This is a genomic window from Lysinibacillus sp. NPDC048646, from assembly GCF_050272295.1.
GTDB lineage: Bacteria > Bacillota > Bacilli > Bacillales_A > Planococcaceae > Lysinibacillus.
This window is the reverse complement of sequence record NZ_JBNNLZ010000002.1, coordinates 144615-169943: the sequence shown is the minus strand read 5'-3', so window position 1 is coordinate 169943 and position 25329 is coordinate 144615. Positions and strand designations below refer to the sequence as shown.

At 39.5% G+C, this 25329-nt stretch carries 24 protein-coding genes; 2 read left to right on the top strand and 22 right to left on the bottom strand.

Annotated elements, in window-relative coordinates:
* Window positions 1-33 precede the first annotated feature (33 nt).
* From ACQKII_RS03065 to ACQKII_RS03055, 3 genes are read right to left on the bottom strand one after another with little or no spacing between them, the layout of a single operon-like run.
* Window positions 34-648, bottom strand: coding sequence for an ABC-2 transporter permease (locus ACQKII_RS03065; protein WP_427456231.1), 615 nt, complete (start codon window positions 646-648; stop codon window positions 34-36).
* Window positions 641-1510, bottom strand: coding sequence for an ABC transporter ATP-binding protein (locus tag ACQKII_RS03060; protein WP_427456229.1), 870 nt, complete (start codon window positions 1508-1510; stop codon window positions 641-643). Before ACQKII_RS03060 ends, ACQKII_RS03065 begins: the two co-directional genes overlap by 8 nt.
* On the bottom strand, window positions 1510-1887 hold the full coding sequence (locus ACQKII_RS03055; RefSeq protein ID WP_427456227.1) for a GntR family transcriptional regulator: 378 nt from the start codon (window positions 1885-1887) through the stop codon (window positions 1510-1512). Before ACQKII_RS03055 ends, ACQKII_RS03060 begins: the two co-directional genes overlap by 1 nt.
* Window positions 1888-2488: 601 nt before the next feature.
* Here ACQKII_RS03055 and ACQKII_RS03050 point away from each other — a divergent pair.
* Window positions 2489-3187, top strand: coding sequence for a glucosaminidase domain-containing protein (locus ACQKII_RS03050; protein WP_427456225.1), 699 nt, complete (start codon window positions 2489-2491; stop codon window positions 3185-3187).
* 174 nt (window positions 3188-3361) lie between these two features.
* Here ACQKII_RS03050 and ACQKII_RS03045 read toward each other — a convergent pair whose 3' ends face one another.
* The 17 genes from ACQKII_RS03045 to ACQKII_RS02965 all read right to left on the bottom strand — a co-directional run bounded on the left by ACQKII_RS03045 (window position 3362) and on the right by ACQKII_RS02965 (window position 19431).
* Entirely contained in the window at window positions 3362-3868 is a 507-nt protein-coding gene (locus tag ACQKII_RS03045; RefSeq protein WP_427456223.1) for a hypothetical protein, read from the bottom strand.
* Between the two features lie 119 nt (window positions 3869-3987).
* The gene (locus ACQKII_RS03040; protein WP_427456221.1) at window positions 3988-4143 is read right to left on the bottom strand and encodes a hypothetical protein; all 156 of its coding nucleotides are present in this window, start codon (window positions 4141-4143) and stop codon (window positions 3988-3990) included.
* Between the two features lie 489 nt (window positions 4144-4632).
* Window positions 4633-5178, bottom strand: coding sequence for an NADPH-dependent FMN reductase (locus ACQKII_RS03035; RefSeq protein ID WP_427456219.1), 546 nt, complete (start codon window positions 5176-5178; stop codon window positions 4633-4635).
* A gap of 135 nt (window positions 5179-5313) precedes the next feature.
* Window positions 5314-6132: a C40 family peptidase gene (locus tag ACQKII_RS03030; protein WP_427456217.1), complete on the bottom strand. Its 819-nt coding sequence runs from the start codon at window positions 6130-6132 to the stop codon at window positions 5314-5316.
* A complete protein-coding gene (locus ACQKII_RS03025; protein ID WP_427456215.1) occupies window positions 6129-6917 on the bottom strand; it encodes a serine hydrolase in 789 nt (262 codons plus the stop codon). Before ACQKII_RS03025 ends, ACQKII_RS03030 begins: the two co-directional genes overlap by 4 nt.
* Window positions 6918-6923: 6 nt before the next feature.
* Window positions 6924-7856, bottom strand: a complete 933-nt coding sequence (locus ACQKII_RS03020; protein WP_427456213.1) for a S66 peptidase family protein — start codon at window positions 7854-7856, stop codon at window positions 6924-6926.
* A gap of 3 nt (window positions 7857-7859) precedes the next feature.
* Complete coding sequence (locus tag ACQKII_RS03015; RefSeq protein WP_427456211.1) at window positions 7860-8801, bottom strand: ATP-binding cassette domain-containing protein; 942 nt, start codon at window positions 8799-8801, stop codon at window positions 7860-7862.
* Window positions 8794-9852 (bottom strand): ABC transporter ATP-binding protein, encoded by a 1059-nt coding sequence (locus ACQKII_RS03010; protein WP_427456209.1) that lies wholly within the window; start codon window positions 9850-9852, stop codon window positions 8794-8796. Before ACQKII_RS03010 ends, ACQKII_RS03015 begins: the two co-directional genes overlap by 8 nt.
* A gap of 12 nt (window positions 9853-9864) precedes the next feature.
* A complete protein-coding gene (locus tag ACQKII_RS03005) occupies window positions 9865-10839 on the bottom strand; it encodes an ABC transporter permease (protein WP_427456207.1) in 975 nt (324 codons plus the stop codon).
* Window positions 10839-11783 (bottom strand): ABC transporter permease, encoded by a 945-nt coding sequence (locus ACQKII_RS03000; protein ID WP_427456205.1) that lies wholly within the window; start codon window positions 11781-11783, stop codon window positions 10839-10841. Before ACQKII_RS03000 ends, ACQKII_RS03005 begins: the two co-directional genes overlap by 1 nt.
* Window positions 11784-11922: 139 nt before the next feature.
* Window positions 11923-13746 (bottom strand): peptide ABC transporter substrate-binding protein, encoded by a 1824-nt coding sequence (locus ACQKII_RS02995; RefSeq protein WP_427456203.1) that lies wholly within the window; start codon window positions 13744-13746, stop codon window positions 11923-11925.
* A gap of 27 nt (window positions 13747-13773) precedes the next feature.
* Window positions 13774-14841 (bottom strand): dipeptide epimerase, encoded by a 1068-nt coding sequence (locus tag ACQKII_RS02990; RefSeq protein WP_427456201.1) that lies wholly within the window; start codon window positions 14839-14841, stop codon window positions 13774-13776.
* Window positions 14842-14864: 23 nt separating this feature from the next.
* A complete protein-coding gene (locus ACQKII_RS02985; RefSeq protein WP_427456199.1) occupies window positions 14865-15659 on the bottom strand; it encodes a M55 family metallopeptidase in 795 nt (264 codons plus the stop codon).
* On the bottom strand, window positions 15656-16396 hold the full coding sequence (locus tag ACQKII_RS02980) for a M15 family metallopeptidase (RefSeq protein WP_427456197.1): 741 nt from the start codon (window positions 16394-16396) through the stop codon (window positions 15656-15658). The genes ACQKII_RS02985 and ACQKII_RS02980 overlap by 4 nt, the downstream gene beginning before the upstream one ends.
* Window positions 16397-17000: 604 nt before the next feature.
* The gene (locus ACQKII_RS02975; RefSeq protein WP_427456195.1) at window positions 17001-17393 is read right to left on the bottom strand and encodes a hypothetical protein; all 393 of its coding nucleotides are present in this window, start codon (window positions 17391-17393) and stop codon (window positions 17001-17003) included.
* Window positions 17394-17577: 184 nt separating this feature from the next.
* Window positions 17578-18636: a P1 family peptidase gene (locus ACQKII_RS02970; protein ID WP_427456193.1), complete on the bottom strand. Its 1059-nt coding sequence runs from the start codon at window positions 18634-18636 to the stop codon at window positions 17578-17580.
* 90 nt (window positions 18637-18726) lie between these two features.
* The gene (locus ACQKII_RS02965; protein ID WP_427456191.1) at window positions 18727-19431 is read right to left on the bottom strand and encodes an aspartate/glutamate racemase family protein; all 705 of its coding nucleotides are present in this window, start codon (window positions 19429-19431) and stop codon (window positions 18727-18729) included.
* Window positions 19432-19663: 232 nt separating this feature from the next.
* Here ACQKII_RS02965 and ACQKII_RS02960 point away from each other — a divergent pair, with 232 nt between their 5' ends.
* Window positions 19664-21061: an alanine/glycine:cation symporter family protein gene (locus ACQKII_RS02960; protein ID WP_427456189.1), complete on the top strand. Its 1398-nt coding sequence runs from the start codon at window positions 19664-19666 to the stop codon at window positions 21059-21061.
* Window positions 21062-21108: 47 nt separating this feature from the next.
* Here ACQKII_RS02960 and ACQKII_RS02955 read toward each other — a convergent pair whose 3' ends face one another.
* Window positions 21109-23070, bottom strand: coding sequence for a methyl-accepting chemotaxis protein (locus tag ACQKII_RS02955; RefSeq protein WP_427456187.1), 1962 nt, complete (start codon window positions 23068-23070; stop codon window positions 21109-21111).
* A gap of 334 nt (window positions 23071-23404) precedes the next feature.
* Window positions 23405-25084: a methyl-accepting chemotaxis protein gene (locus ACQKII_RS02950; RefSeq protein WP_427456185.1), complete on the bottom strand. Its 1680-nt coding sequence runs from the start codon at window positions 25082-25084 to the stop codon at window positions 23405-23407.
* Window positions 25085-25329: the final 245 nt, after the last annotated feature.

The window sequence follows — 25329 nt, the reverse complement described above, 5'->3', positions numbered from 1 at the left end:
TGCTGATATCCAAGATCAGCGCATATTAATATTTTAAAATATTTTTCTGTCATAAATACGAATGGATAGTAACCACGAGCCAATATATAAAATGATGACCGTCAATATAGCAACAAAATAAATTTGGATTTCTTGTAAAGTCAGGATTTTTTGTGTCAATTCTCTGATAACATCATGTAAATTTTTAATAAAAAAACTTATTGTTATCAAATAGATAACCACTAATGCAACCATAGCCATATGTAGGTATTGCATTTTAAATCTATATAAGAATGGCAGCAGGAAAGATGTAGTGATCATCACAAGCCCTATAATAAGCAGCATCTCTTTCACTAAAAATGACGCTTTATTTCCATTCAAAACAAAATCCCCAACATACATAGCGCTAATAAATAACAATGTAAATAGTAATGCACCGATATATTTTGAACTGACAATTTCCTTTCGCGTGTAAGGGAGCGAATTGAGCAGAATATTAATGTTATCTTTTTCATCAAAAGAATAGGTAGTCATGATAATTGATAGACTAAATATAAATCCTACAAACACAGGTGATTTATCTAATAGTGGAAAGAATGTTAACATAGCGATGTACAGTAAAACTATATGCTTTTGTAATAAAAAATCCTTTCGTATCAGGCTAAACATACAGTTCCCCTCCTTTTTTCGAATAATACATAATATCTTCAAGCGTTGGCTTTTCCAAAATAACAGTATCTCCAAATAGGTTCGCTACACGGTTTTTACAAGCTGTTAATGCTTCAAAACCACTGTTCGTTTTCCGAATGGAAATAAACTCTTGCTCCGTTTCACGATCCAATAAATCAAGCGTTCCTTTTACAATGGCATATTCCTCTTCAATTTTATAAAATTCCTTCGTAAAAATATGGTCGCCATTTTGAATAAAGGTAATGTAATCCGCTATGCGATCTAAATCCGTTGTAATATGCGTCGAAAAGAAAATGGTTTTATCCCCGTCTTGCATTAAATCATGTAAATCATTTAGTAATTCTCGTCTAAATATCGGATCGAGACCAGACGTTGGTTCATCCATAATGATTAACTCTGCATGATGTGCTAGTGCAATAGCTAGCGAGGCTTTCATCTTCATGCCTTTTGAAAATGTTTTGATTTTTTTGTTCAGTGGCAATTCAAATTGATTGATATAGCGTTGAAAAGCCGATTCATCCCAGTTTCTATAGGCTGGCTGAATGATTTTTTTCATTTCCTTTAAATTTAAATTTTCATAAAAAATGTTTTCATCGTAGACAAAGCCAATTCGTTGCTTTATCTCTTTCTCATGATTCTTATAGTCCATGCCGAAAATCGAAATAGAGCCACTATCTTGCTGTAATAAATTCATGATCAATTTGATTGTTGTCGATTTACCAGCACCATTTCCCCCAATAAATCCAGTCACATAGCCTTTTTTAACGGTAATAGAGAGATCTTTCACCTGAAATCCATTAAATGATTTATTAACATGTTGTAATTCAATCACATTTTCCATCATTCATCCTCCGTATACAATAATGTCAGCATTTCCTTTAGTTCTGCTAAGCTAATGTCCATTTCTTTAGCGTTTTGAATGGCAACCAATAGCTTTTCTTCGATAACTTTCATCTTTCTTTCCTTCATCATCTCCGTATTTTGTTCCGAGATGAATGAACCTTTTCCAACAATGGAATAAATGAAGCCGTTCTTTTCAAGCTCTTCATAAGCGCGTTTTGTTGTAATAACACTAATTTCTAAATCTTTGGCAAGTTGGCGCATAGAAGGCAATGATTGACCTTCTTGTAATTCGCCCATTAAAATAAGTCTTTTAATTTGAACATAAATTTGTTCATATATCGGCTCTTTAGAACTGTTTGAAATAATAATTTGCATGCAAATACCTCTTCGCGAAATAATATTGTGTATACACTTTATATACAATATATACACACTGTACTTATTTTGCAAGCTTAATTTTTATCGGATACAAAAACACGACACCTTTACAAGTCATAATAAGCAGGTCTGGAAAAAGCCATTCGCTTTTCGTGGACGAACCAGCTAGCTGCTTCCTTCGTCGCTTCGTGTGGAGTCTAGCTGGCTCGCTTTCCTACAACCGGGGTCTCGCAACTTTTTACTCTTTAAACGGAATCAAGTGGTGTTGTGTAATGATGCCGAAAAACTTACAATACGTTGAAATAATATCTTCCCTATTTCTAACAAAATAGGTGGAAAATATATTTATAAGGTTGCAAATTAAGGAACTATTTGGCCGCAATTTCGTTTTATTAATTATGGATACTATAAAAAATACACGGCTTTATTTTATGTTGTAGCTCTGTCATAATTAGAAATATAGCACCTTAGTATGTACTCACTTGTAAAGGAAGGAGGGAGATGTTGTCTTCTACCAACATCAACACCAATGAAATTATTAAAAAATTTGATGAAAGGTATACTTATACTCATAGCTGTTATCGGTATATCAATTTTCATGATTATACAACTATTTGATTCTATGTTTAATAAAGAGACAAATGAGCCCGAATATGTTGAAGAAGGGCCAAGTACGGAAGAATTCATCGGCGCTATTGCCGAAACTGCACGTAAACTTGGCGCAGAAAATGATTTATACGCCTCAGTTATGATTGCGCAAGCTATTTTAGAAAGCCAAAATGGACAAAGTGGTCTAGGTTCAGCTCCTAATAATAATTTATTTGGCATGAAGGGCCAATTTCAAAACGACTCTGTCACGCTAGAAACATCTGAAGATGATGGTTCTGGTAATATGTCAACCGTAATGGCTGAGTTCCGCAAATATCCTTCCTATGAAGACTCTATGAAAGATTATGTAAAGTTACTGCGTAATGGGGTGTCATGGAACAAGGATTTTTATACAGGTGTCTTTAAGAGCCAGACACAGACCTATGCAGACGCAACAAATTTTTTAACAGGCTCCTATGCGACAGATTCAAAATACAATGAAAAGCTTAACTTGCTTATTGCGAAATATGACTTGCAACAATACGACAGCCCCGTCAAAAACAAAAAAACGATTACGGTAGCTGACGGTGACTCACTCATGCATATCGCAGAGGCCCACAAGGTTAAGGTAACATCCCTCAAGCAATGGAATCAGCTTAGATCTGATCGATTAGAAGCGGGTCAACAGTTAAATATCTATCAATACTAATATAAAAAATCTCCATGCACATTCGGGACTGCGAGGAACCCCTTTTGCGCTTGGAGATTTTTTTATACGCATTTATAGCATGCTGTCGTTAAAAGAAATATTCCTTTATTTAACGAAGCGTACAAAAAAGGCTTTACAGAGTTTTTCCTCCATAAAGCTAGTAAAAGATTACGATTATTGACTTGTCAATCGTTGAATCACTGTTTCTATTTCAAAAACGCGCTTATTTAAAGCACCCGTTCGATCTTCTACATGATGTGCAATTTTTTCTGTGAATCGTCCTAAGTTTTCAACAATATTTTTTTGTAACTCAACTTGTCCAAGTTTAACTTCTTGAACATCATCCTCAATTTTATCTAACCGCTGATCTATTCCGTCTAGACGTTGAACCATACCATCGAATCGTTTATCCATGCCATCTAAACGCTGCTCCATGCCATCAAATCGTTTATCCATTCCGTCCAAACGTTGTTCCATGCCATCGAATCGTTTATCCATTCCGTCTAAACGTTGTTCCATACCATCAAATCGTTTATCGATTCCGTCCAAACGTTGTTCCATACCATCAAATCGTTTATCGATTCCGTCCAAACGTTGTTCCATACCATCCAAACGCTGATGTACCGGTCCCAATTCTTCTTTTAAAACCGAACGTAATAATTCTTTTAAGTCATGATCCAAATACATTACCTCCAATTTTTAATTTAAATTATAGCATAAAAAAATCATATGTTAAGGCTCTATTATTTACCTATTCTATTTGTAAATTGATTGATTAAGGCTTCACATTGCACAAAAATTCACTTTCTTTTCCGCAGGCAATCCGCAAGAGACGCCGATGCTAGTGCATCTGCAGTGACTTGCGGATTGCGGTTCAACAGGCGTATTATGTTGCTTTCCCCATGAAATCTTTTTGCTAAAACGTGAACGTATTTAATATCACTGTTTTCAATCATATAGATTCCCCCTTTTCATATCTGCTTGTTTCATTATTCATAGTTAGTTGCTCATATGCATCACCCCTCATTTTTAGACAACAAAAAAAGATGCCTCTGTTTATAAACAGAAGCATCTCGCTCGACAAAAGTATTCACTCTATGACGTAAAAATCATAGAGTGATGGCTTATAAAGTGAAACTCCAATCGGGCTTTTACGGGCAGTTGATCGACCACCTAGTTGACTCATTCTCATCTTTCAACTTGAGGTGGGCGTCTTGTACCTGACGCTTCGCTCTCGGAACAGATAAATTACTGACCGTTAATGGCGGATAAATATGACAGGTGAAAGGCAGCTTCTTGTTTATTTATTATGTGATTGGCTTTAATAATAAATAAACAATTGCTCAAATCCTTCACCCCCCGTTCGAAAATAATATAGTAGTTTTAATTCATCATAAAATTCTATTTTCTGTCAATTTAAACTTAGAAAAAACACAAAACATAGCTCATTTATTGATCGCAGCTACTACACTATCGATCAGATTAATAAGTGCTTGCTTAGTGCTCTCGTCTTTCACTGTAGCATTGTCGTTAAATTTAATGCCTACAGATGGCACTAACAACGAACCATGTTCAACAATAATCGTATCGAGCATACCCAGCGTCAGTAGTAAAGATTCGTGCGCCTTGTCTCCTCCAGCCACCGATGGAGATGCCGTTATAACAGCCACCGGTTTTTTATAAAGTTCACCGGATGAGACAAGCCAATCTAAAGCGTTCTTCAAAACTCCTGGCACACTTTTTGCATATTCTGGCGTACAGATAATCAGCGCGTGGGACTCAGCTAACGTTTTTCTAAAATTCGCTACGACAGCTGGTGGTTCCGTTCCATCGATATCTGGGTTGAAATGAGGAAGCTCTTTTATGCCGGGATAAATACAATAATCAATCCCTTCAGGAATAAAGGTTGCTAAAGCTTTTAATATATTCGTATTGGATGAACCTTCTCGGATACTTCCTGATATAGCGACTATCTTTTTATGTTTGATCATACTATCACCTCTACGAACAGAATACTCAATCCGCTATGGAAAAATCAAAGATTTTGAACTAACGATTAAAATTCGGAGAAAGGTGTAGTCTTGTACGTCGCTTCGAAAAATTGGTAGAATCATGGTGTTAGCTTTTTAATCCGCAAAATAACTCCCCACCGCTGTAATTGTCGTTGCTAAGTCTTTACGGTATAGCGGATGTTGTTCGTTTAAGCTATTTATAGTTACTTCATTACCACCAATTGATGAGTGCACATACAGGCTGTCACCTAGATATAGCGCGACATGGCCTGGGAAGTACAATAAATCGCCTTTTTGAATTTGGTCAAGTGCTATTTCCTTGATAGGAAAGTCTTCAACAATTTTGGCGTCTCGGAAAATCAATACCCCATTTAGCATATATGCCATTGAACATAGCCCTGAGCAATCAATACCCAGTGGCGATTTCCCACCCCAGCGGTATGGTGTTGTTAAATAGCTAAGTGCCGTTTGCACCACATTTTCCCGGAAATCCTGTTCTGACAGGCTATTGTCCGCAATCTGTTCACTCAGCCATTTTTTGCGTAAATAGCCCCTTTCTCCTGTTACTAATTGGATGCTAGCCCATTCTGAGTCTAGTTCTTCGTCTTGTAAAGCGCGCACAATTGAACCTCTCACAAGTGTCATTAATTTCGGACTTTGAATACGAGGATGTTGTAAAATATCTGCAAAACTTTGACGAATCACATGCGATGCTTCCAGACGCCAAGCACTAGTTTTCACATTATCTAGCAGTAAATTCACTTTTCTACAGTAGCCCTCATACTGATAGGTTGATTGTATACGCACCCAGTAACCATCTAACTCTTCAATGATTTGCACAGGCATTCCGTATAATAACTCATCAATCAGCTCAGATGTTCCATTCGGTTCAGCGTACAGATTAGCAATCATCGACGTGACAATGGCATTCATTTTAACGCCCCTTTCTGTTGTACCAGGTACTCATAAACGACCTTCGAAATGCGACCGATTAATTGCCTTGCATCTTGATTATTCGTGACTTCTGTGACAAAAACACCAATCAGATAATCTTTTGAGTCGCTGTAAACAATGCCGACATCATGATCAACCGCATCAAGCCCCCCTGTTTTATGGGCTATTCTGGTATCATCTACTAGATAACGACTGAGTGAATCGTGGACACGCTGGCGACTCAAAATATCAATTGCCAGTGCACTAAACGATGGCATTAATAAATCTTGACGATAAATATGTGTAAAAATATGGGCCATATCACGAGCATTCGTAACATTGTCAACGCCATTTGCCAGCCTTTCAAAGTCCATCATCTTGCGCTGCAATTTTGTATGCTTCAGACCGATTTCACGAAAATATCGATTAAGCGCATCCATACCAATATAGTCAATCAGCACATTGGTTGCCGTATTATCGCTAGTAATAATCATCCACACCAATAACTCATAGATGGTAGTCGATTGTAATTGTTGTTCGCTAATGACACTAAAGTCGACCCAGTCTTTGGGCGTAATCGTTAACACTTGTTCCAACCTTACATTATTGGATTCTACATGATGTAAAACAGCAAGAAGTATAGGGACTTTTATGAGACTGGCACTAGAAAACACAGCATCGGGTCGCTCACAGATGAAGGTTTCATCTGTCCTTAAATCTTTGACAATTATATGCACGTTGTAGGAAGTTTGTTGTAGTAGTTGCCGAATCATTTGTGCCATCATTTTCACCTACCCTACAACTTTAATCATGTGCGTCTCTGCGTTGACGTTAATTGTTCGACCTAATGGGAGTGTCATCGTTGGTAAGCAATGACCACAAGTAATATCCATGACAATTGGTTTTTTAAGTGGCACTAAAATTTCATTAAAAATAGTTTGGAGCGATAAGCTATTTTCTGGCTGCTCCGGATTTTCTGGACCACAATTTGTCCAAGCACCTAATAATATGCCTGCAACTGCGTCAAGCTTACCAGCCAATTTTAACTGTGTGAGCATGCGGTCTATTCGTTGCTCATTTTCATCTATATCTTCTAAAAATAAAATCTTGCCCTGTGTCTCAATTTCATAAGGGGTTCCAAGTGATGCAGTGACTAATGTTAAGTTTCCTCCGACCAGCTGTCCTGTTGCTTGCCCTGTGACTAGCGTTGTCATAGACTGAGCTGGTGGATTATCAAGTTGCAGTCCACTACTTTCAGTTGCCATTACACCGTTGATAAAACAATCCCAAGTATAATCATCCATATCTGATTGAATAAATTCAGTAGATGGCATCGGCGAATGGTATGTCACAAAGTTACAATTTTGGTTAAACGCAATATGGAGTGCTGTCACATCGCTATAACCTGCAAATACCTTAGGGTTCGCTTGGATCATATCGTAATCAAGGAATGGGAGAATTTTTGTTGCACCATAACCGCCACGAATACAGAAAATGCCATCAATACTAGGATCCCGGAACATTTGGTTGACTTCAGCGGCACGAAGTTCATCTGAGCCTGCTAAGTAGCCATGTCTTGCCCGACTTGTTTCCCCTACGACTACTTTAAAACCGAGCTTCTCCACACTTTCAATTGCTGGATATAATTTCCCAGGCGGTGTTGCACTTGAGGCACTAATTAGCGCAATTGTGTCACCTTTTTTTAATGCTTTTGGTATCTTCATCGTTCAAACCCCCATTTTTCGTGTCGTCCGGTAATTTTCGATTTCCTCTTCGTTTGCCAATACGAAATGGCCTTCCTCCATTTCCACAAATGATGGTGGATATTTGTCATAGTGATGCTGCGTTGGATCATAGATTTCAACCACCTTTTCACGCTCTTTGTACGGATTTGGCTCCGGTACAGCTGATAATAGTGCGCGTGTATATGGATGGATGGGATTAGAAAATAGCGTTTCTGTTTCCGCTAACTCAACGATATGGCCTTTATAAATAACTGCTGTACGATCTGTAATAAAGCGTACGATGGATAAGTCATGTGCAATGAATAAATACGTTAAGTTATTTTGTTGTTGTAAGTTTGACAGCAAATTTAACACTTGTGCCCTTATCGAAACGTCTAAGGCCGAAATCGGTTCATCCGCAATGATAAACTCTGGCTCCATCACTAACGCACGTGCAATGCCAATGCGTTGACGCTGACCGCCTGAAAATTCATGTGGAAAACGAGAGGCAAACTCAGGTAGTAACCCAACATTCAATAGTGCCTTTTGAACCTTATGCTGTCGGTCTTCTTCATTTGTAAAATTTTTTGTATTGAGGAGTCCTTCTGAAATAATATAGTCTACCTTCGCTCGTTCATTGAGCGATGCCATGGGGTCCTGGAAAATCATTTGGATTTTTTGCGTAATTTTACGATCCCAGTCCTTTGGGATTTTGCCGTTAATGTTCTTTCCATGGTACAAAATCTGACCTTCGTTTACTTCATTGATGCGCATAATGGCACGGCCAATTGTTGTTTTTCCTGAGCCTGATTCCCCTACTAATCCAAATGTTTCACCCTTAAAAACCTCAAAGCTGACATCGTCAATAGCAACAAATTTATTTTTTCCTTTACCGAACACAATCTTTAAGTTTTTTACTTCCAATAGTACTTCTTTTTTAGTCATTCACGTATTGCCTCCCCTGTTCAAAGAATGCTTGTAATGTTTCAGGAAGCTCTACTTTTGGTGCACGAGAATCCAGTAGCCATGTTCGTGCAAAGTGTGTGTCGCTAACTTGGAAGAAAGGTGGTCGTTCCTCGTAGTCAATCTTTAATGCATATGGATTTCGGGGAGCGAACGCATCGCCCTTTATTTCTTTGAATAGATTGGGCGGGGTACCTTTGATGGAATAGAGCTGTTCGCCCTTTAATCCTAGTTGTGGTAATGATGAAATGAGTGCCCATGTATAAGGATGCTGGCTATTGAAGAAGACTTCGTGCGTGGCGCCCACTTCGATCACATCGCCTGCGTACATGACCGCGATACGATCTGCGACTTTTGCCACAACGCCTAAATCATGCGTAATATAAACGGTCGTAAGTCCATATTTCTGCTGTAGATTTTTTAAGAGCTGCAAAATTTGTGCTTGGATCGTTACATCGAGTGCAGTCGTGGGTTCATCGCAAATTAATATTTTCGGATGACAGGCAAGTGCTATCGCTATGACAATACGCTGCCGCATCCCACCAGAAAATTCGTGAGGGTATTGCTTATAGCGTTTTTCCACATCATAAATACCGACATCACTTAGTAGTTTCAGCGTTTCTTCATAAGCGGCTTTGCCCTTTAAGCCTTGGTGTAAAACAACACATTCCTCAATTTGTTTCCCAATCGTTTTCAGCGGATTTAAGGAAGTCATGGGGTCCTGGGTAACCATCGCTACTTCTTTTCCTCGTATTTGCAACCACTCTTGTTCTGTTTTAAATTGCGCTAAGTCCATATCATTGTAAATAATTTGACCTTGCTCGATATAACCGTTTTTATCGAGCAAGCCCATAATGGATTTCACAAGAACTGATTTTCCTGAGCCCGATTCGCCAACAATTGCAAGGCTTTCACCTTTATATAACTCAAGGGAGATGTCACGAATGGCTGTTAATACCTGACCTCGAAGTGTAAATTTGATGACTAAGTTTTCAATCGATAAAATTCGGGATTTTGTATGTTTCGCTTCCATCGTATTCCCCCTTTATACGTGATTTTTTGGATCCGCTGCATCCGCGAATGAATTACCAATAATATAAAAGGCAATCGTAATAACACTCAATACAATACTCGGAAAAATCAGCTGATAACGTAAATCTGGTGACATCATCAATACACGACCTTCATTGATTAAATTTCCTAAAGATGGTTCACTGATCGGTAACCCTAGCCCAATATAGGTTAAAAACACTTCTGCACCAATCGCAAAAGGAATCGCAAGGCTCATCCGAAGCATAATGACAGAGATTAAATAAGGTAATAGATTCTTTAAAATAATGCGGTAGTCAGGTGTCCCTAAACATTTAGAAGCTAAGTTGTACTCGCGATCCCGTAATATCACAATCTGATTGCGGATGAAGCGTGCCATTTCCACCCAACCCGTAATACACATGGCAATGATGATGGTCGAAATACTCGGACGCAAAATATAGGACATTAAAATAAGAACAATCGTTGTAGGAATATTATCTACCACATTATAGAGCTGCGTAATCGGCACTTCGAGCTTTCGAGAGAAGCCCCAAAGTGTACCAATTGTAATACCAACGATGGCTTCAACGAATGCGACAACACAGCCAATTAATAAGGATGTACGCGTTCCTGCCCAAATGCGCGACCATAAATCCTGACCGATTGAGTTTGTCCCAAACCAAAATTCAGCGTTTGGGGCAACATTTCGAGCTTGTAAGCCTGTTTGGTCATCCAGATATATTTCAGTTGGTGATTTTTGCTGGGGGAAGTACGGTTGAAGGATCGTAAACGCCACGATCATACAAACCGCGACTAATAAAAAGACCGCCAAGCGATTTTTCAAAAAGGATTGCCACGTGGAACGCCAATAGGAATAATTAGAGTAGGCTGTTTCTTCGGCTTTGCTGTCCCCGGCTTCTGCAAACTGAAACAGCGCTTCATGCGACTTGTCAGAGATATTATTAATTTCTTCTGTATAGATGCTCATTAGCGCACACTCTCCCCTTTGCCTAATTTAATACGTGGATCAACAAGTGCCATGGCAATATCACCTAAAATCAGACCGATGATTCCGAGTGATGAGAAAACAAGGACAAGTCCTTGTACAATGGTATTATCCTGTCGCTGGATGGCATCAACGAGTAAGCCCCCCATCCCAGGAATGGAATACAAGGATTCAATATAAATAGAGCCAGTAATCGTAAATAGAATGGTTGCAGGTAAGTACTGCGCCATCGGAATAAAGGCATTTCGTAATACATGACTAAACATTAAAGTCCGCTCTTTCACTCCTTTTGCACGTGCTAGCTTAATATAGTCCTTGTTTAGTTCATCCACCATATAGCGACGCATCCACATTGCGTAGGAAGCAGTCGGTGCTAAGGCCATTGAGAGCAGCGGCAATATCCAGGTAATTGGCTGATATTCATCAAAGAGCATCGGCAGACGGAAGATTTCTGTCACATACATTTGAATAACTAAGTAATAAACCGCTGCCGGAACAGCAACAACGAAGACAATGTATCCTGTTCCTAAACGATCGAGCCAGCGTCCTTTCATCTGCGCCATTAAAATGCCAAGTGGTACACCGATAATGAGTGATAGCGCAACGGCCCCTAGTCCAAACAATAACGAATAAATGATTTTATCTGCGATGATCGCGACAACCGGTACATCTGTACGATATGTAACTGATTTGCCCAGATCTCCTTGCAATAAGTTTGCATAAAAATTCACTAATTGAGCAGGCAATGGATCTCGTAAACCTAAATTAGTTAAATATACTTCCTGTTGAGCGGGTGACATTTTGTCTGCCGCTGCTCCTAAATATCCTTCTTCAGGCATTAAACGTAGTAATGAAAAAACAATCGTGATAATGATAAAAAGTGTGAAGACTGATTGTAACAATCGTTTCCCGATATACCACAACATCGTTTATTCCTCCCTACTATTCTAGATTCGAGAAAGAATGAAGGAGATGCCGACTAATCTCTTTCGGTCATCTCCTTCGTCATAAAAATTCACTACTCGTAACAATTTGAATTAGCCTTGCAATGATGATGTCGTGCGCTTATTTTGTTGCATTGACTAAGGCCTCAGCACGTTCTTGCTCCCACTTTGCTAATGCTTCCTTGAACTCATCATTACTCATTGGCTTATCTAAAATTTTCTGACCTTTGAATTTTTCAGATGTTACACCAAATGGCGAGTACTGCGCTTCAAATGGGTTTAATTTTGAAGCGACATAACCACTACCACCTACTGCATAAGGAATGACAAATGCTTCCTCAATTAAGAAACTTTCTGCTTTTGCAAATAGGTCATAGCGTTCAGCTGTATCAATTGTTGCTTTCGCTTCATCGATTAAATTTTGATACGTTGTTTTACCATTGGCTTCTTTATAGCCCTCTGCTAATTCTGGTTTGTTATATGTGCCATCGACACTGAATGGCTCTGTGTATGTGGATGGATCGGCATAGTCTGGACCCCAGTTCGCTTCAAGTAACGCAAATTTACCTGGGCGGCGTACTTCTGATAAGAAGCCTGTTGAAGGACCAGGCTCTACGATAATATCAACATAATCAGCGCCTAATAATTTTTCGATTTGCTGTTCAATCACTTGTGTACGGTTTGCCCAATCAGGACTGCCTGAGTTATATGGCATTAATACTTTCACTGGGAAGGTCGCTTTCCCTTCAAGTGTAGCCTTTGCTTTTTCCTTAAATTCTAGTGCTAGATCTTTATTAAAGGAATCACTACTTGTAATAGGTTCTAATGGGGCTAATAGTGTGTAATCGACCCCAGCAACATCCACAAAGTTTCTCGGTGTAACCGTGTTACTAAGCATGTCCTGTGGATTATAGGGCTCTACTGTTAACATGGCTGATACGCGATCCAGCGCATGATAAAGTGATTTTCGGAAGTCTTTATTATTGACAACAATCTTCCAATTATCTGGCTCATACTCAGCATCGAATTGCGGATCAAAGTTTAACGCATAGAAATACGTATAGAAATTATTTTGAGTTTGACGAACCTGCGACTTTTTCTTGTCATCATTAAACCATTCATCAATGATGGAGGTTGGGATGCTTGCAGAATCTACTTCACCACGTAAGAAAAGTTCTGGCGCTACAGTTGCTGCTTCTTTGTTATACTTATAGCGGATACGGTCGATCAGTACATTGTCTTTATCCCAGTACGTATCGTTTTTGACAAGGACACGCTCATTTTGAGGTTCGAACTTGTCTAAAATATAAGCACCGTTATAAAGGAAATTTTCACGTGTTGTCCCGAATTTTTCGCCTTTTTCAGCTAAAAACTCACCGTTAACTGGGAAGAAGCATACGTAGTTCAGCATAGAGAGGAAATAGGGTGTAGGTGCTTCTAAAGTATACTCTACTGTATGTTTGTCGGTTGCCTTTATACCAACTTTTGTGAAATCTGTTATATCCCCGTTATAGAACGCTTCACCATTTTTCACAACGGTTGCACTCCATACCGTTGACGATTCATTTTTTGCATCAAGCACATAGTTTAAGCCGTCCACAAAATCTTGCGCCACTAAATCTGCGTACTCTTTGCCATCATGTGTTACCCATTTCACATCATCTCGAAGCTTAAAAGTCCACACAGTTGCATCTTCATTTGAAGTCCACTCTTTTGCTAAGCCTGGTTGTACAACACCATACTTATCATATTCAATCAACCCGTCGACTAAGTTAGCCGCAACAGCAAACTCATTGGTTTCAGAAGTTTTTAGATAGTTTAAGGTTTTAATTTCACCTGAATAAACTACTCGGTATTCTGATTTTTTTTCATCTGAGGAATCATTACTACATGCTGTACAAAGTAAGGCGATAAGACACACTAAAAGAAACCAATACTTTTTCATAAAAAGCCTCCCCCTAGCAATCTTTTTTTATATTGTAAATCCTATGCCAACTGCATCCGTCATTGTAATTCGTTCGTTTTCAAAAATTGGACCACCTGAAATAGGATCTTTCAAACATAAACCAGGTCCGTCTAGATCTACCATTGTTATATTTTTTTGTGATGCCGCAAAATGAGCTGCCGCACTTACGCTAATTTTTGTTTCCAACATGCAACCAATCATACATGGAATGCCATTGGCCTCTGCTATCTGGCAAATCTTGTGCGCTTGATGAATACCCCCTGTTTTCATGAGTTTGATATTAATCAAATCTGCTGCACGCTTTTCGATAATGGTGAACGCATCTTTGGCGGAGAATACACTTTCATCCGCTAAAATATTGGTCAATGTATTAGCTGTCACATATTGCATACCTGCCAGATCATCATAATGAACAGGTTGCTCCACTAACTCTATATTGGTGTCCGCATCCTCAAGTGCACCAATGATGCGTACCGCTTGCTTTGGCGTCCAACCTTGATTGGCATCCACGCGTATTGTAATGTCTGGTCCAACAGCTTGCCGAATTGCAACTACGCGCTTCACATCTCCAATCGGGTCCTTCCCTACCTTGACCTTTAGAATGTGGAAACCGCGTGCTACGGCTGCTACACTATCCTTCACCATTTCTTCCGTATCATTCACACTAATCGTAATGTCAGTCGTTAGTTCCTTCCGGTAACCACCTAATAATTTATATAATGGCGCTTGATAGTGCTGTGCAAATAAATCATAAATCGCCATATCCACCGCAGCTTTGGCACTGGTATTATGGTATATACTTTTGTCTAATCGTTCCATAATGTGGGCGATTTCTTCTATATCTATCCCCGTAATGGCGGGCTTGATATAATCTTCAATTGCATGAGTAATAGAACCTAGTGTTTCGCCAGTAATGACTGCTGTTGGCGCCGCTTCCCCAATACCTATTTGTCCATCATCGGTATCAACATAGACAGCAATATTGTGAATACGATGCACTGTCCGGAGCGCAGTTTTAAATGGCGTGATGAGTGGAGCTTCCACCTTAGCGACCTTAATGTTTTTTATTTTCATCCCTGCACCTACTGTCTGTTTGCTTATGTTAGGAACTGTAAAATGCGTAGTACTTCAAAATAATCATCCGTCACGAATTCCACTGTATTATGCGGCTTAAATGTTGCGTTAGGATAAAATGAATTACGATAGGCACGCGTATGGTCACGGTAAATAATTTCCACCACAAAACGCTCCGGCAATGTCACTTGTAACGCCTCTCGCTGTACCTTCATGGATGCCGCCACAAGTCGTTTTGTTTCTTTAAGCGTCAGCTGTGGGCTCACGCTAATCGTCGCATTGCCAACCCCCTCCTTCGTGGCAAATGTAACGATGTTGTCATTGATGGTTTGAATTTCTTCTGTTAGCCCCACATCCCCACTGACGAATGAAACCGGAACACCATGGAGGGCAGCAGCATACGTATTAATTAAAAATTCACTGGCATACTCGCCATTAATCTTTACATCAGCAAAGACACAAAGCGTATGCGCTAATGGGTTTCGCGCACTTCCTCCTTTACTGTGATAACCGATGAAAATGGCGCGGTTAAAGCTGCTATCAAGCCCTGCTACCATACACATTGGTTCATATGTCCAGCCACGAATGACCTTGCAGTTCACAGGAAGATTGGAAATATCCAGATTACGTGCTGAGTCATGCGCATCCTTTAGTAAAATTTCCGTAGCCCCTCCAAGAATGGCCCCTTCTATGGCAGCCTCTACTTCCTTCGTCATTTGCTTGCGAAAAAATGCATTATCAGGCGCATTTAGCTCCGTTTCACTCCAAGATGTAGTGCCCGTAATCCCTTCAATGTCTGCACTTATATATACCTTCATAGATATCGATACTCCTTTACTTGATAGTCCTGTATCTTTGCTTCGATAGCACCATAACAAGCGTGTTGCGCATCCACACGTCTTGCCCAAGCAGCATTGTGAAAGTCGTAGTGCCACCATTCCTCTGCATAATTCGTAAAGCCAGCCATTGTCATACAGTTATACAGCAGCCGACGATGCAGGCAGGCTACATTATTTTCATCTGTATACTGTTCGAAATAGCGTGTTGCTGATTTTTCACTGAGCTCATCAAATGCCGTACCAAGATCTAACGCATTGCCATGCAAATCCCCTAGTGTTAAATCAATTGCTCCCCCTGTGAGATGTGGGGCAAGATATTCATTTCCTAAGCTCGGAAACGCTACATACTTTCGGGTCTCCTTGACAATCTCTTGTTCCGTAAAAATAGGGTATTGCCTCTTAATTTGGTTCGAAAATTGTGTAAACAAAAACTGTTGCACCTGTAATGGACGATAGCCATCATACAAAATGAAGCTATAATTTTCAGGCAAAAGCCGGACTGCTTGTTTCAATCGTGCATACGCACCCTCACGCAAATAAAGCGATTTTAGACTGAGTGGTATACGCTGTAAATAATAAATCGGCTTCACAAAGATTCTAGGAGTCTCTTCCTCTACTCGTACGAGCGGATCACTATTTTCTTGTATAGATGGAAGTTGTTGACCATTTACTATTTTCAACATTTTAATTGGCTGAAATAGCTTTCCTTGCATCATCAAATGCACCTCAACTCTCGCAAGAATTTGAAGCTAAGTTCATATTATGTTTTTCGATAATTCTGTATTTTTAAAGTAAATGTTAGCACACCTACCTAATCATTGACTAGATAAAAAAAGCATTATTACAAATAAATGGTTATTATCTTATTTTCATACAAAATGCGCTATTTAAGTGTTAGAAATCTACGTTGGGAGTCGAAACGGGATGTTTTCTATGATAATTTAGGGGTTTTTATACAGATGTTCTGTTAGTAGTGTATTGAGGGAAATTTCAACCAAGGAAAAATTTTGATTTCTTTCGTTCGTTTCACTGCCATGTCTAAGTTCGAGGATATTTAAACGTGTGATTCGAGAATGGGAAAAGAAGTGGGTTCGTATGTATGAAGAAAGATTCATCTATTAGTGTGCGCTCATTTGAAAAATCCAGAAAGAGTGACAGATCATTGAATCTATCAAATTCAGTGCATTTTTTTATAACTTTTTCTTGTTTTGATGACTTACATGCATCATAAAACTTTTATCAAAAATTATCGTAGCTTTACTAATTACTTACTTAATTTACTGATTGATCATGACTAGAATGATTGTGAATGCCAAACGTTTATCTTTTTAATTCTTTGCCCCTATACAGCTTCGTAATCACTTCATAAACATCTTGAGCTTCAATACTATAAGTGGTATGTGTATCATTACCATCCACTATCACACCAGAATTCTCATCAATCCAAAGATAATATGTTTTCATACCCAGTTTAACTTTATAGTTAGGAATATCCATGTCTACGATACCTGCGTTTTTACTTGCACTGTGAAAGGCGGATAAAAATACATCTTTGTCCGTTAAATCTGTAATTTCTTTCATGGAACCCTTTTTAATTTTGGAAAAACTGATTGCCTCGTAAATTTTAATCGTTTCATTATTATGGCTTATATAGACACCCACTAACGACAATACTAATATAGCAATAAAACCCATTATAATATTTTTCTTCATGATAACTCCCCCTTTCAAAACATCAAGCCTTTCGCGTATCATACAGCTTCACCCTATGAGCAAGACAAGGTAGGACCGGATTTTCCTTACCCTGTGTGGCTGCTTAAGCTCTCCTTTACGACCGTAAAAATAGTAAAGTTATTGAAACACGAAGTGCCTCAATAACTTTTACCAAATGCCATGATTACTTGCCATCAAAATGATAGGCTCCCACTACATGACCATCTCGCCCCGTTGTTGTTTGTGCCTGTGATAGAGAATTCAAAATGGCTTCTTCTGTTGCTTCTGCCGCCGCAGTAAATAACTGATTCATAATAGGATGATCCTCACGCAGCTGTGTACGTGTTTCCAAATGTTGCTTGGACGTGTGTGGGATTTGATGTGCCGTTGTAAAGCCAATGACAATATCCCCACTGCCATGTGAGAAATGACTGCCAGTACGTCCAAGACCAATGCCACAACGCTTAATGACACGGGACAACTGACGACTACTAAGCGGGGCATCTGTCGCCAACACAATTATAATCGAACCATCTGTTGGCGCTAAGGTAGATTCACTTTGAGCGCTCATGATTTGATAACGATCGGCTAAAAACTCTGTGCTATGCCCAAAATTACTTAACACCAGACAGCCAACTGTATAGTCTACTTCTTCTTGCTCTACTGTCACAATGCGCGAAGATGAGCCAATGCCGCCCTTATAGCCAAAGCATATCATACCTTTTCCTGCGCCGACTGCCCCTTCTGCTGCTACATCTTCTGAGGCAATGTGAATGGCTTCAATCGCATGCTCAGGTGTTACCGGACAGGCACGAATGGCGTTCAAATAACTATCATTGCATTCCCCAACGACAATATTAATCGTTCCTGTCGAATCGCCAATCGCTGTATTAGTATCTAACATATACCGTAAAGCGCCCTGTGTAACAGCAGGTACACCAAATGTATTCGTCAGCATAATTGGTGATTCAAGGACCCCTAGTTCATTAACTTGCACAAGTCCTGTCGTCTTTCCAAAGCCATTTAGTATATAACTTGACGCAGTGACCTTGTGCTGAAATAAATTGCCGCCATGTGGTAAAATCGCTGTTACCCCTGTACAAGCATACGCGCCGTCCTGACTCAATTCTTCATCAAGCGTCACATGTCCTACACGTACGCCCGCTACATCTGTTAGACAATTTTTTGCCCCTACCGGTAACGTACCAATCACAATACCCCTGTCTCGTACCTTTTTGCGCATGTACTCACCTCACCATTTAATTCAGAACTTTAACTATGGATGGAACGCTCTACTTCTTCCCATCTGCATGGACGCTACTAAACAATACTCCTACGATTCAACTGCCATTGCCATTGCCATTGCCACTGCGGCATGCGCATGGATAACGGCTGTATCGAAAACAGGTACCGCTACATCTGCCTGCTCAATCAATAAACCAATCTCTGTACAGCCAAGAATAATACCCTGCGCCCCTGCTTCGATCAACATGTCGATCACTTGTAAATAATATGCTTTTGAAGCAGGCTCAATCGTACCTAAACATAGTTCCTCATAAATGATTCGATTCACGCCGATACGTTGCTCTACATTTGGAATCAGTACCTCGATGCCAAATCCTTCGACTCTCGCTTTATAAAAATCTTGCTCCATCGTATATTTTGTGCCAAGTAGTGCAATCCTTTGTAATCCGGCCTGTTGAATTTGTGCAGCTGCTGCGTCAGCAATATGTAAAATAGGGATTGTGATGTTGGCTGCTATCACTCCCATAACCTTATGCATCGTATTTGTACAAATCACAATGAAATCTGCTCCCGCTTTCTCTAAAGATTGTGCCGCTTCCCCTAGCACTCGCCCAGCTTGTGCCCACTCACCTGCCGCTTGGAAATGCTCGATTTCCTGGAAATCAACACTGTACAAAATACATTTTGCTGAATGCAAACCACCTAGTTGTTGCTTCACGTTTTCATTGATCAGACGGTAATATTCAGCTGAAGACTCCCAACTCATACCACCAATTAATCCGATTGTTTTCATGTATTCGCCTCCATGTTATTACTAATTTTATACTAACATTTGTTCATGCGTGGTGGAGAATTTTCTGAAATGAAGATGACGGATCATTATCCCTACAGCAAGAATTTTTCAAGTTATGCCCCTCAAAGTCTTTAATTACCTGATCATTGGCATTATTTAGTATTTTTAAAAAGTTGCGGTTTTGCAAAAAAACAGTGTAGACTAAAATCTACTAAAAAAAGGGGGAAGATAGATGCAATGGATTTCAGATATAGTGAACTCAACGAATGATATTTTATGGACGTATATACTCATCGTATTATTATTAGTAGCAGGTTTGTATTTTTCATTCGGCACTAAGTTTGTGCAAATACGTCTTTTTGGCGAAATGTTTCGTTTAATAGTTGAAAAAAGAGAAGGAGAATCTGGCGTTTCTCCATTCCAGGCCTTTACGATTAGCGCAGCCTCTCGTGTTGGTACTGGTAATATCACAGGGGTGGCACTTGCTATTGGTGTAGGTGGTCCAGGCGCGGTATTTTGGATGTGGATTATTGCCATTGTTGGTATGGCTACTGCATTTATAGAAAGTACGCTTGCACAGGTGTACAAGGTAAAAGACGGGAACACGTTCCGTGGTGGCCCTGCCTATTATATGGAAAAAGCTTTAGGACAACGTAAATTAGGCATCATTTTTAGTATTCTTTTAACCCTTAGCTTTGGCTTTATCTTTAATGCTGTGCAGTCTAATACGATTGCAACCTCTGTCGGAGAAGCTTTTCATATCCGACCTTCTATCATCGGTCTCTTTTTAGTCGTGCTAACGGCCGTGATTATTTTTGGTGGCGTACATAGAATCGTAAAAGTTACACAAGTAATTGTACCAGTGATGGCTGTTTTTTATTTACTCGTTGCTTTTTACGTAGTCGTGACCAATATTTCGGAAGTACCTGGTGTCTTCCAGTTAATTGTAACGCAGGCGTTTGGACTTCAGGAAGCAGCTGGCGGAGCAATTGGCATTGCAATTATGCAAGGTGTACGTCGTGGTTTATTTTCCAATGAAGCTGGTATGGGTAGTGTACCGAACGCAGCAGCTACTGCAAATACTTCACACCCCGCCAAACAAGGGCTCGTGCAAAGTTTAGGCGTATTTTTTGATACCATCCTTATTTGTACGGCTACAGCATTCATTATTATTTTGGCAGGTTTATATGACACAGGCGAAAGTAATGGCATCATCCTCACGCAAAATTCATTAGCTGAACACGTTGGTGGATGGGCTCCTTATTTTATTGCCATCTCGATTATTTTCTTTGCCTTTAGTTCCATCATTGGCAATTACTATTATGGAGAATCCAATATTGAGTTTATGAATGCGCATAAAGGCTGGATGACTGGTTACCGTCTATTAGTGCTTGTCATGGTGATGTTTGGCTCTGTCGCACAGGTACAACTTGTTTGGAACTTAGCGGACCTATTTATGGGTCTGATGGCGATGATTAATATTGTGGTTATCTTGCTACTTGGCAAGATTGCTTTCCTTGTGTTAGACGACTTTACTCAGCAACGGAAATTGGGCAAAAACCCTGTATTTTTCGCAAAATCAATTCCAGGATTGAAAAATACGGATTGCTGGGAAGAAAATCGTAAGTAAAAAACAGAAGCCGCTCCTAATCATAGCAATTAGGAGCGGCTTTTTTCTTAGTATTTAAACTGATTGATGAGTGCTTTTAATTCATCCGCCATATGAGTTAATGCTTGTGCAGATGCATTGATTTCTTCCATGGAAGCTAATTGTTCTTCTGTAGAGGCAGCAACGTCTTCTGAAGCGGCTGCATTCCCTTTAGCTGAGAAAGCTAGATCCTCTGTAATAGCTGTAACCTCTTGCACACTTGCTGACATCTGTTCTGATGCGGAAGAAACCTCTTCCATTTTAGGTGTAATTTCATTCATTCTAGCCATAATGACTTGGAATTTCGCGATGGCTCCATCGGATACACGTAAGCCGTTAAGTACATCCTCTGATACTTTCGCCATGATGTGGACAGATTGTGCTGTTTCATCTTGAATACCATGAATAAGCTCAAAAATCTGACTAGCCGATTGCTGTGATTGTTCAGCTAGTTTTCGTACTTCATCGGCTACTACTGCAAAGCCTTTGCCGTGTTCTCCTGCTCTAGCTGCTTCGATCGCTGCATTAAGAGCGAGTAGATTGGTTTGATCGGCTATGCTTGTAATGACATCTAAAATTGACGAAATCTGTTGAGATCGTTCATGTAAAGATTGAATTTTATTGTTTGAATCAGTAACGGATAAATGGATAGAATTCATTTGATCCTTAGTATCTTGCACTGCTTGTCCGCCCTCATCAGCCTGTTTCGTAGCATATTGAGACAGATCCGTTACTGTGGATGATATTTCTGCCACATGAAGGATTGCTTTTGATAGTTCATTTAACGATTCAGCATTCCTCGTTGCATTCGTTGTTTGTGTGTCTGCGCTTAACGCCACTTCTTGTATAGAGATGGCCACTTTTTCCGTTGCCTCACTCGTCTGATCGGCATTAGCGGTTAACTCTTCTGCTGAAGATGCAACTTCCTCTGCGTTTAATTCTATTTTTTTAATAAGTGTGCGAAGACTATCTTGCATGTCATTGAAGGCTTGTCCCAATTGCCCAATCTCATCACTCGAGGTAATTGTTACTTTCTCTGTTAAATCGCCTTTACTAATGGTCACTGCACTATCTTTTAAGGCCCTAATTGGTTTAATGATTGCTCTAATCACAAAATAAACGACAATGGTGCTTACAATAATAGCAATGACTAATACAAGAATCGTAGTAGATAATATAGAGGACGCGGATTCATCGATTTCTTTCTTAAAAATAGTTCCTGTAATTTTCCAGCCAGTTAATTTATTCGTGGTAAAAAACAAGATGCGATTATCATCGTTATAGACATAATCGTACGTACCAGATTCACTTTCGTATACCTGATCCAAAAAGTCCTCTTTTACTTCCCCACCCACTTCTAATGTAGGGTGTGAAATGACCATTTGATTGTCACCAAAAATAGAGGAGTAGCCATTTTTTCCGATATTAATAGAGTCTGCTACTTTTTGAAGTTCCGTCAATTTTATATCGACTGCCACAACTCCTGATTGATCTTTTACCTGGCGAGCAATCGTAACGACCATGTCTCCTGTACCCGCATCTACATAAGGCTTTGTAACAAAAGATTTGCCCTTAAGCGCTACAGCTTCTTTATACCACTCTCTTTCCAAGGGGCTATCTGTAGATTCATACTGTTTTGGTTCTACAATAAATCTACCGTCCTGCGTTCCAACATAAATGCTTAATGTACCTGGATTTAATGCAATATATTGTTTGAACATTGTTCGTAGAGACGCTTCTCCCTCTTCATACATAGAAGCATTTATTGCTTCGCTAAAAACATCGACTTCGTGTATTTTTTCACTAACGGTTTTGTCGATAAGATTATTTAACATCTCAACACTTTCATTCGCACTAAATAAAATTTCATCTTCGATGGAACCTTTTGCCGAGATAAAAGACAAGATCCCCACTAAAAGCACTGGGATTAGTAAGACGAGGGCAAATAATACATATAGCTTGCTCTTAAAACTTCCAAATATTTTTTTCATGCAACCATTCTCCTTTTGACTTCATAGTTAAAAACTTCTTCTAAAAAATATTTCCTTATGCCATGATGTGCGTAGTCGTTATTGTTGTATTGAATAGAATCGTTGTCATACATATAGTATTTCAATGTTCGCTCCCTCAATCTATAAATTTGATCCTAAGTTTTTATCGGTCAAAATGCTCAAATTCAAACACTTTTTTTCATTTTCTGAAGCTCTTTCTATAAGTAAAACAATTTCATTTATTTGCAATATTCACAATTTTTCTTGTGACTGGCGGAGACAGTAGAAAACCCCTATGCACCACACGACAGCAGATGCATAAGGTTTTACTTCATCAGTATTTAAATGTCTGAATGGATTCTTGTAAATCAATGGCCATTTTTGCTAGGTGCGTGGAGGCTGCGGCCACTTCTTCCATGGCTGCGTTTTGCTCCTCCGACGAGGCTGCTACGCTTTGGACATTACCGCTTGACTGCATCGATACCTCGCTAATAAAGCCAATTTCTTTGACGAGGTTTTCAATGTCAAGATGGATGGCGCGAATTGCCTCAGTCACGGATTCAGTCTGAGCTTGTACATCATCAATGGCAACATCAATTTGAAGGAAGTTGTCGCGCGCAACATTCACTTTTTCACGCCCCACCGTAACAGAATCATTGCTATTCACCATATCTTCCTCTATGATTCTTGTGCTATCTGTAATTTGTTCAACGACCTTTTCAATATCTACAGCAGCAAGATTCGATTCATCTGCTAGTTTGCGAACTTCTTCAGCAACAACTGCAAAGCCTTTGCCATGCTCACCGCTTCGTGCCGCTTCAATAGAAGCATTGATCGCCAGTAAATTTGTTTGGGTCGCAATACTTTTGATGACATTGACTGCAGAAACGATATTCGCTGTGTTTTCATCTAAATCATTCACACGTGTGCTAAGCTCAGCTGTATTATCCGAAATCTCATTCATTTGCTCAATCACATTACGCACAGAGGCACGACCAGTACTCGCCATATTTTTTGTTTCGACCGTTGCATCATTTACATTATCGATGCTCGTTGAGATTTCATTCATTTTTTTCAAAATATGCGAAGATAAATTCCTTACATCCCCTGTCAATGAATCTTGCTTTTCAATCCCCTGCGCAATATCTTGAATGGACTCTGTGACAACTTCAGTTGCTTGTGTCACTTCCAAACTACTTGCTGTCAGTTGCTCGGATGTCGCTGCAACCTGTTCAGAGGAGTCACCGACCTGCTTCATTGTATGTCGAAGTTTTTCAGACATCGTATTAAATGAGGTTGCGAGCTGGGCAAACTCATCCTTCGTTGTAAATTCTAGATGGGTCTGTAAATTGCCATTTGAAAACTTGTCCATTTCGATAACTGTTTGTTGAATATTTTTTGCCACGCGTCTACCAAAAGCAGTTGCAATGATGATACTTATTAATAAAGAAACAATCGCTAACGCAGCAATTTCTTTTGCACTTCTTGCACCGCTTTGTTTTGTAGCTTCGATATGCGCCAACATTTCTTCCTGCTGTGCTGTTGCCATCGTTTTGCCAAAGACAACAAGCTTTTGAGAGCCTTCTCCAAGGACTGGTAGTGCTAGTTGCTGTGCTTTTACCTGCTCGCCATTTTGATATAACGGTACGATTTGCTCGTCAATCGGTTTTTCCCACTCACTTAACTGTGTTAAAAATTGCTCAAAATCTGCATGATCTTGCCCTAATGCTGCAATGCGATCAATAGAATTATGTAAGGTATCACGAATTTCATGATGGTTCTTTAGCATCTCTTCCTTTCCATATAACATATATCCTCGAATAGCCGCATTCGCTCGCACCGTTTGAAAAGAAATATCTTGATACAAATTGATTAGTTCCGTATTTTCTTCAATTTCCGCAAGTGTATGTTTATTTTCATTCAAATAATACATCGCAATTCCTGCAATGACTAACAGAAATATTAATACAATGCCAAAAGCAAACTGCAGTTTTCGTTCTACTGTTAATCTCATAGGACCCCCCTCTATTCCACAATTGTATTTAGCCCTATTGAGTATAGCGCAAGTTCGCGTGCCCTCCTATATCACTCGTTACTATTCTAATAAATAACATCTACTATTTGACAATAATAAAAACTCCTATTAAATAGTATTGACTTTTCTAAGGAGTATTTTACTAGTAAATCAAATAAGTTAACATGGAAGCTCAACTTTTTTCCATACAAAAAACCGACAACTCATTTGCTGTCGGTTCAAGT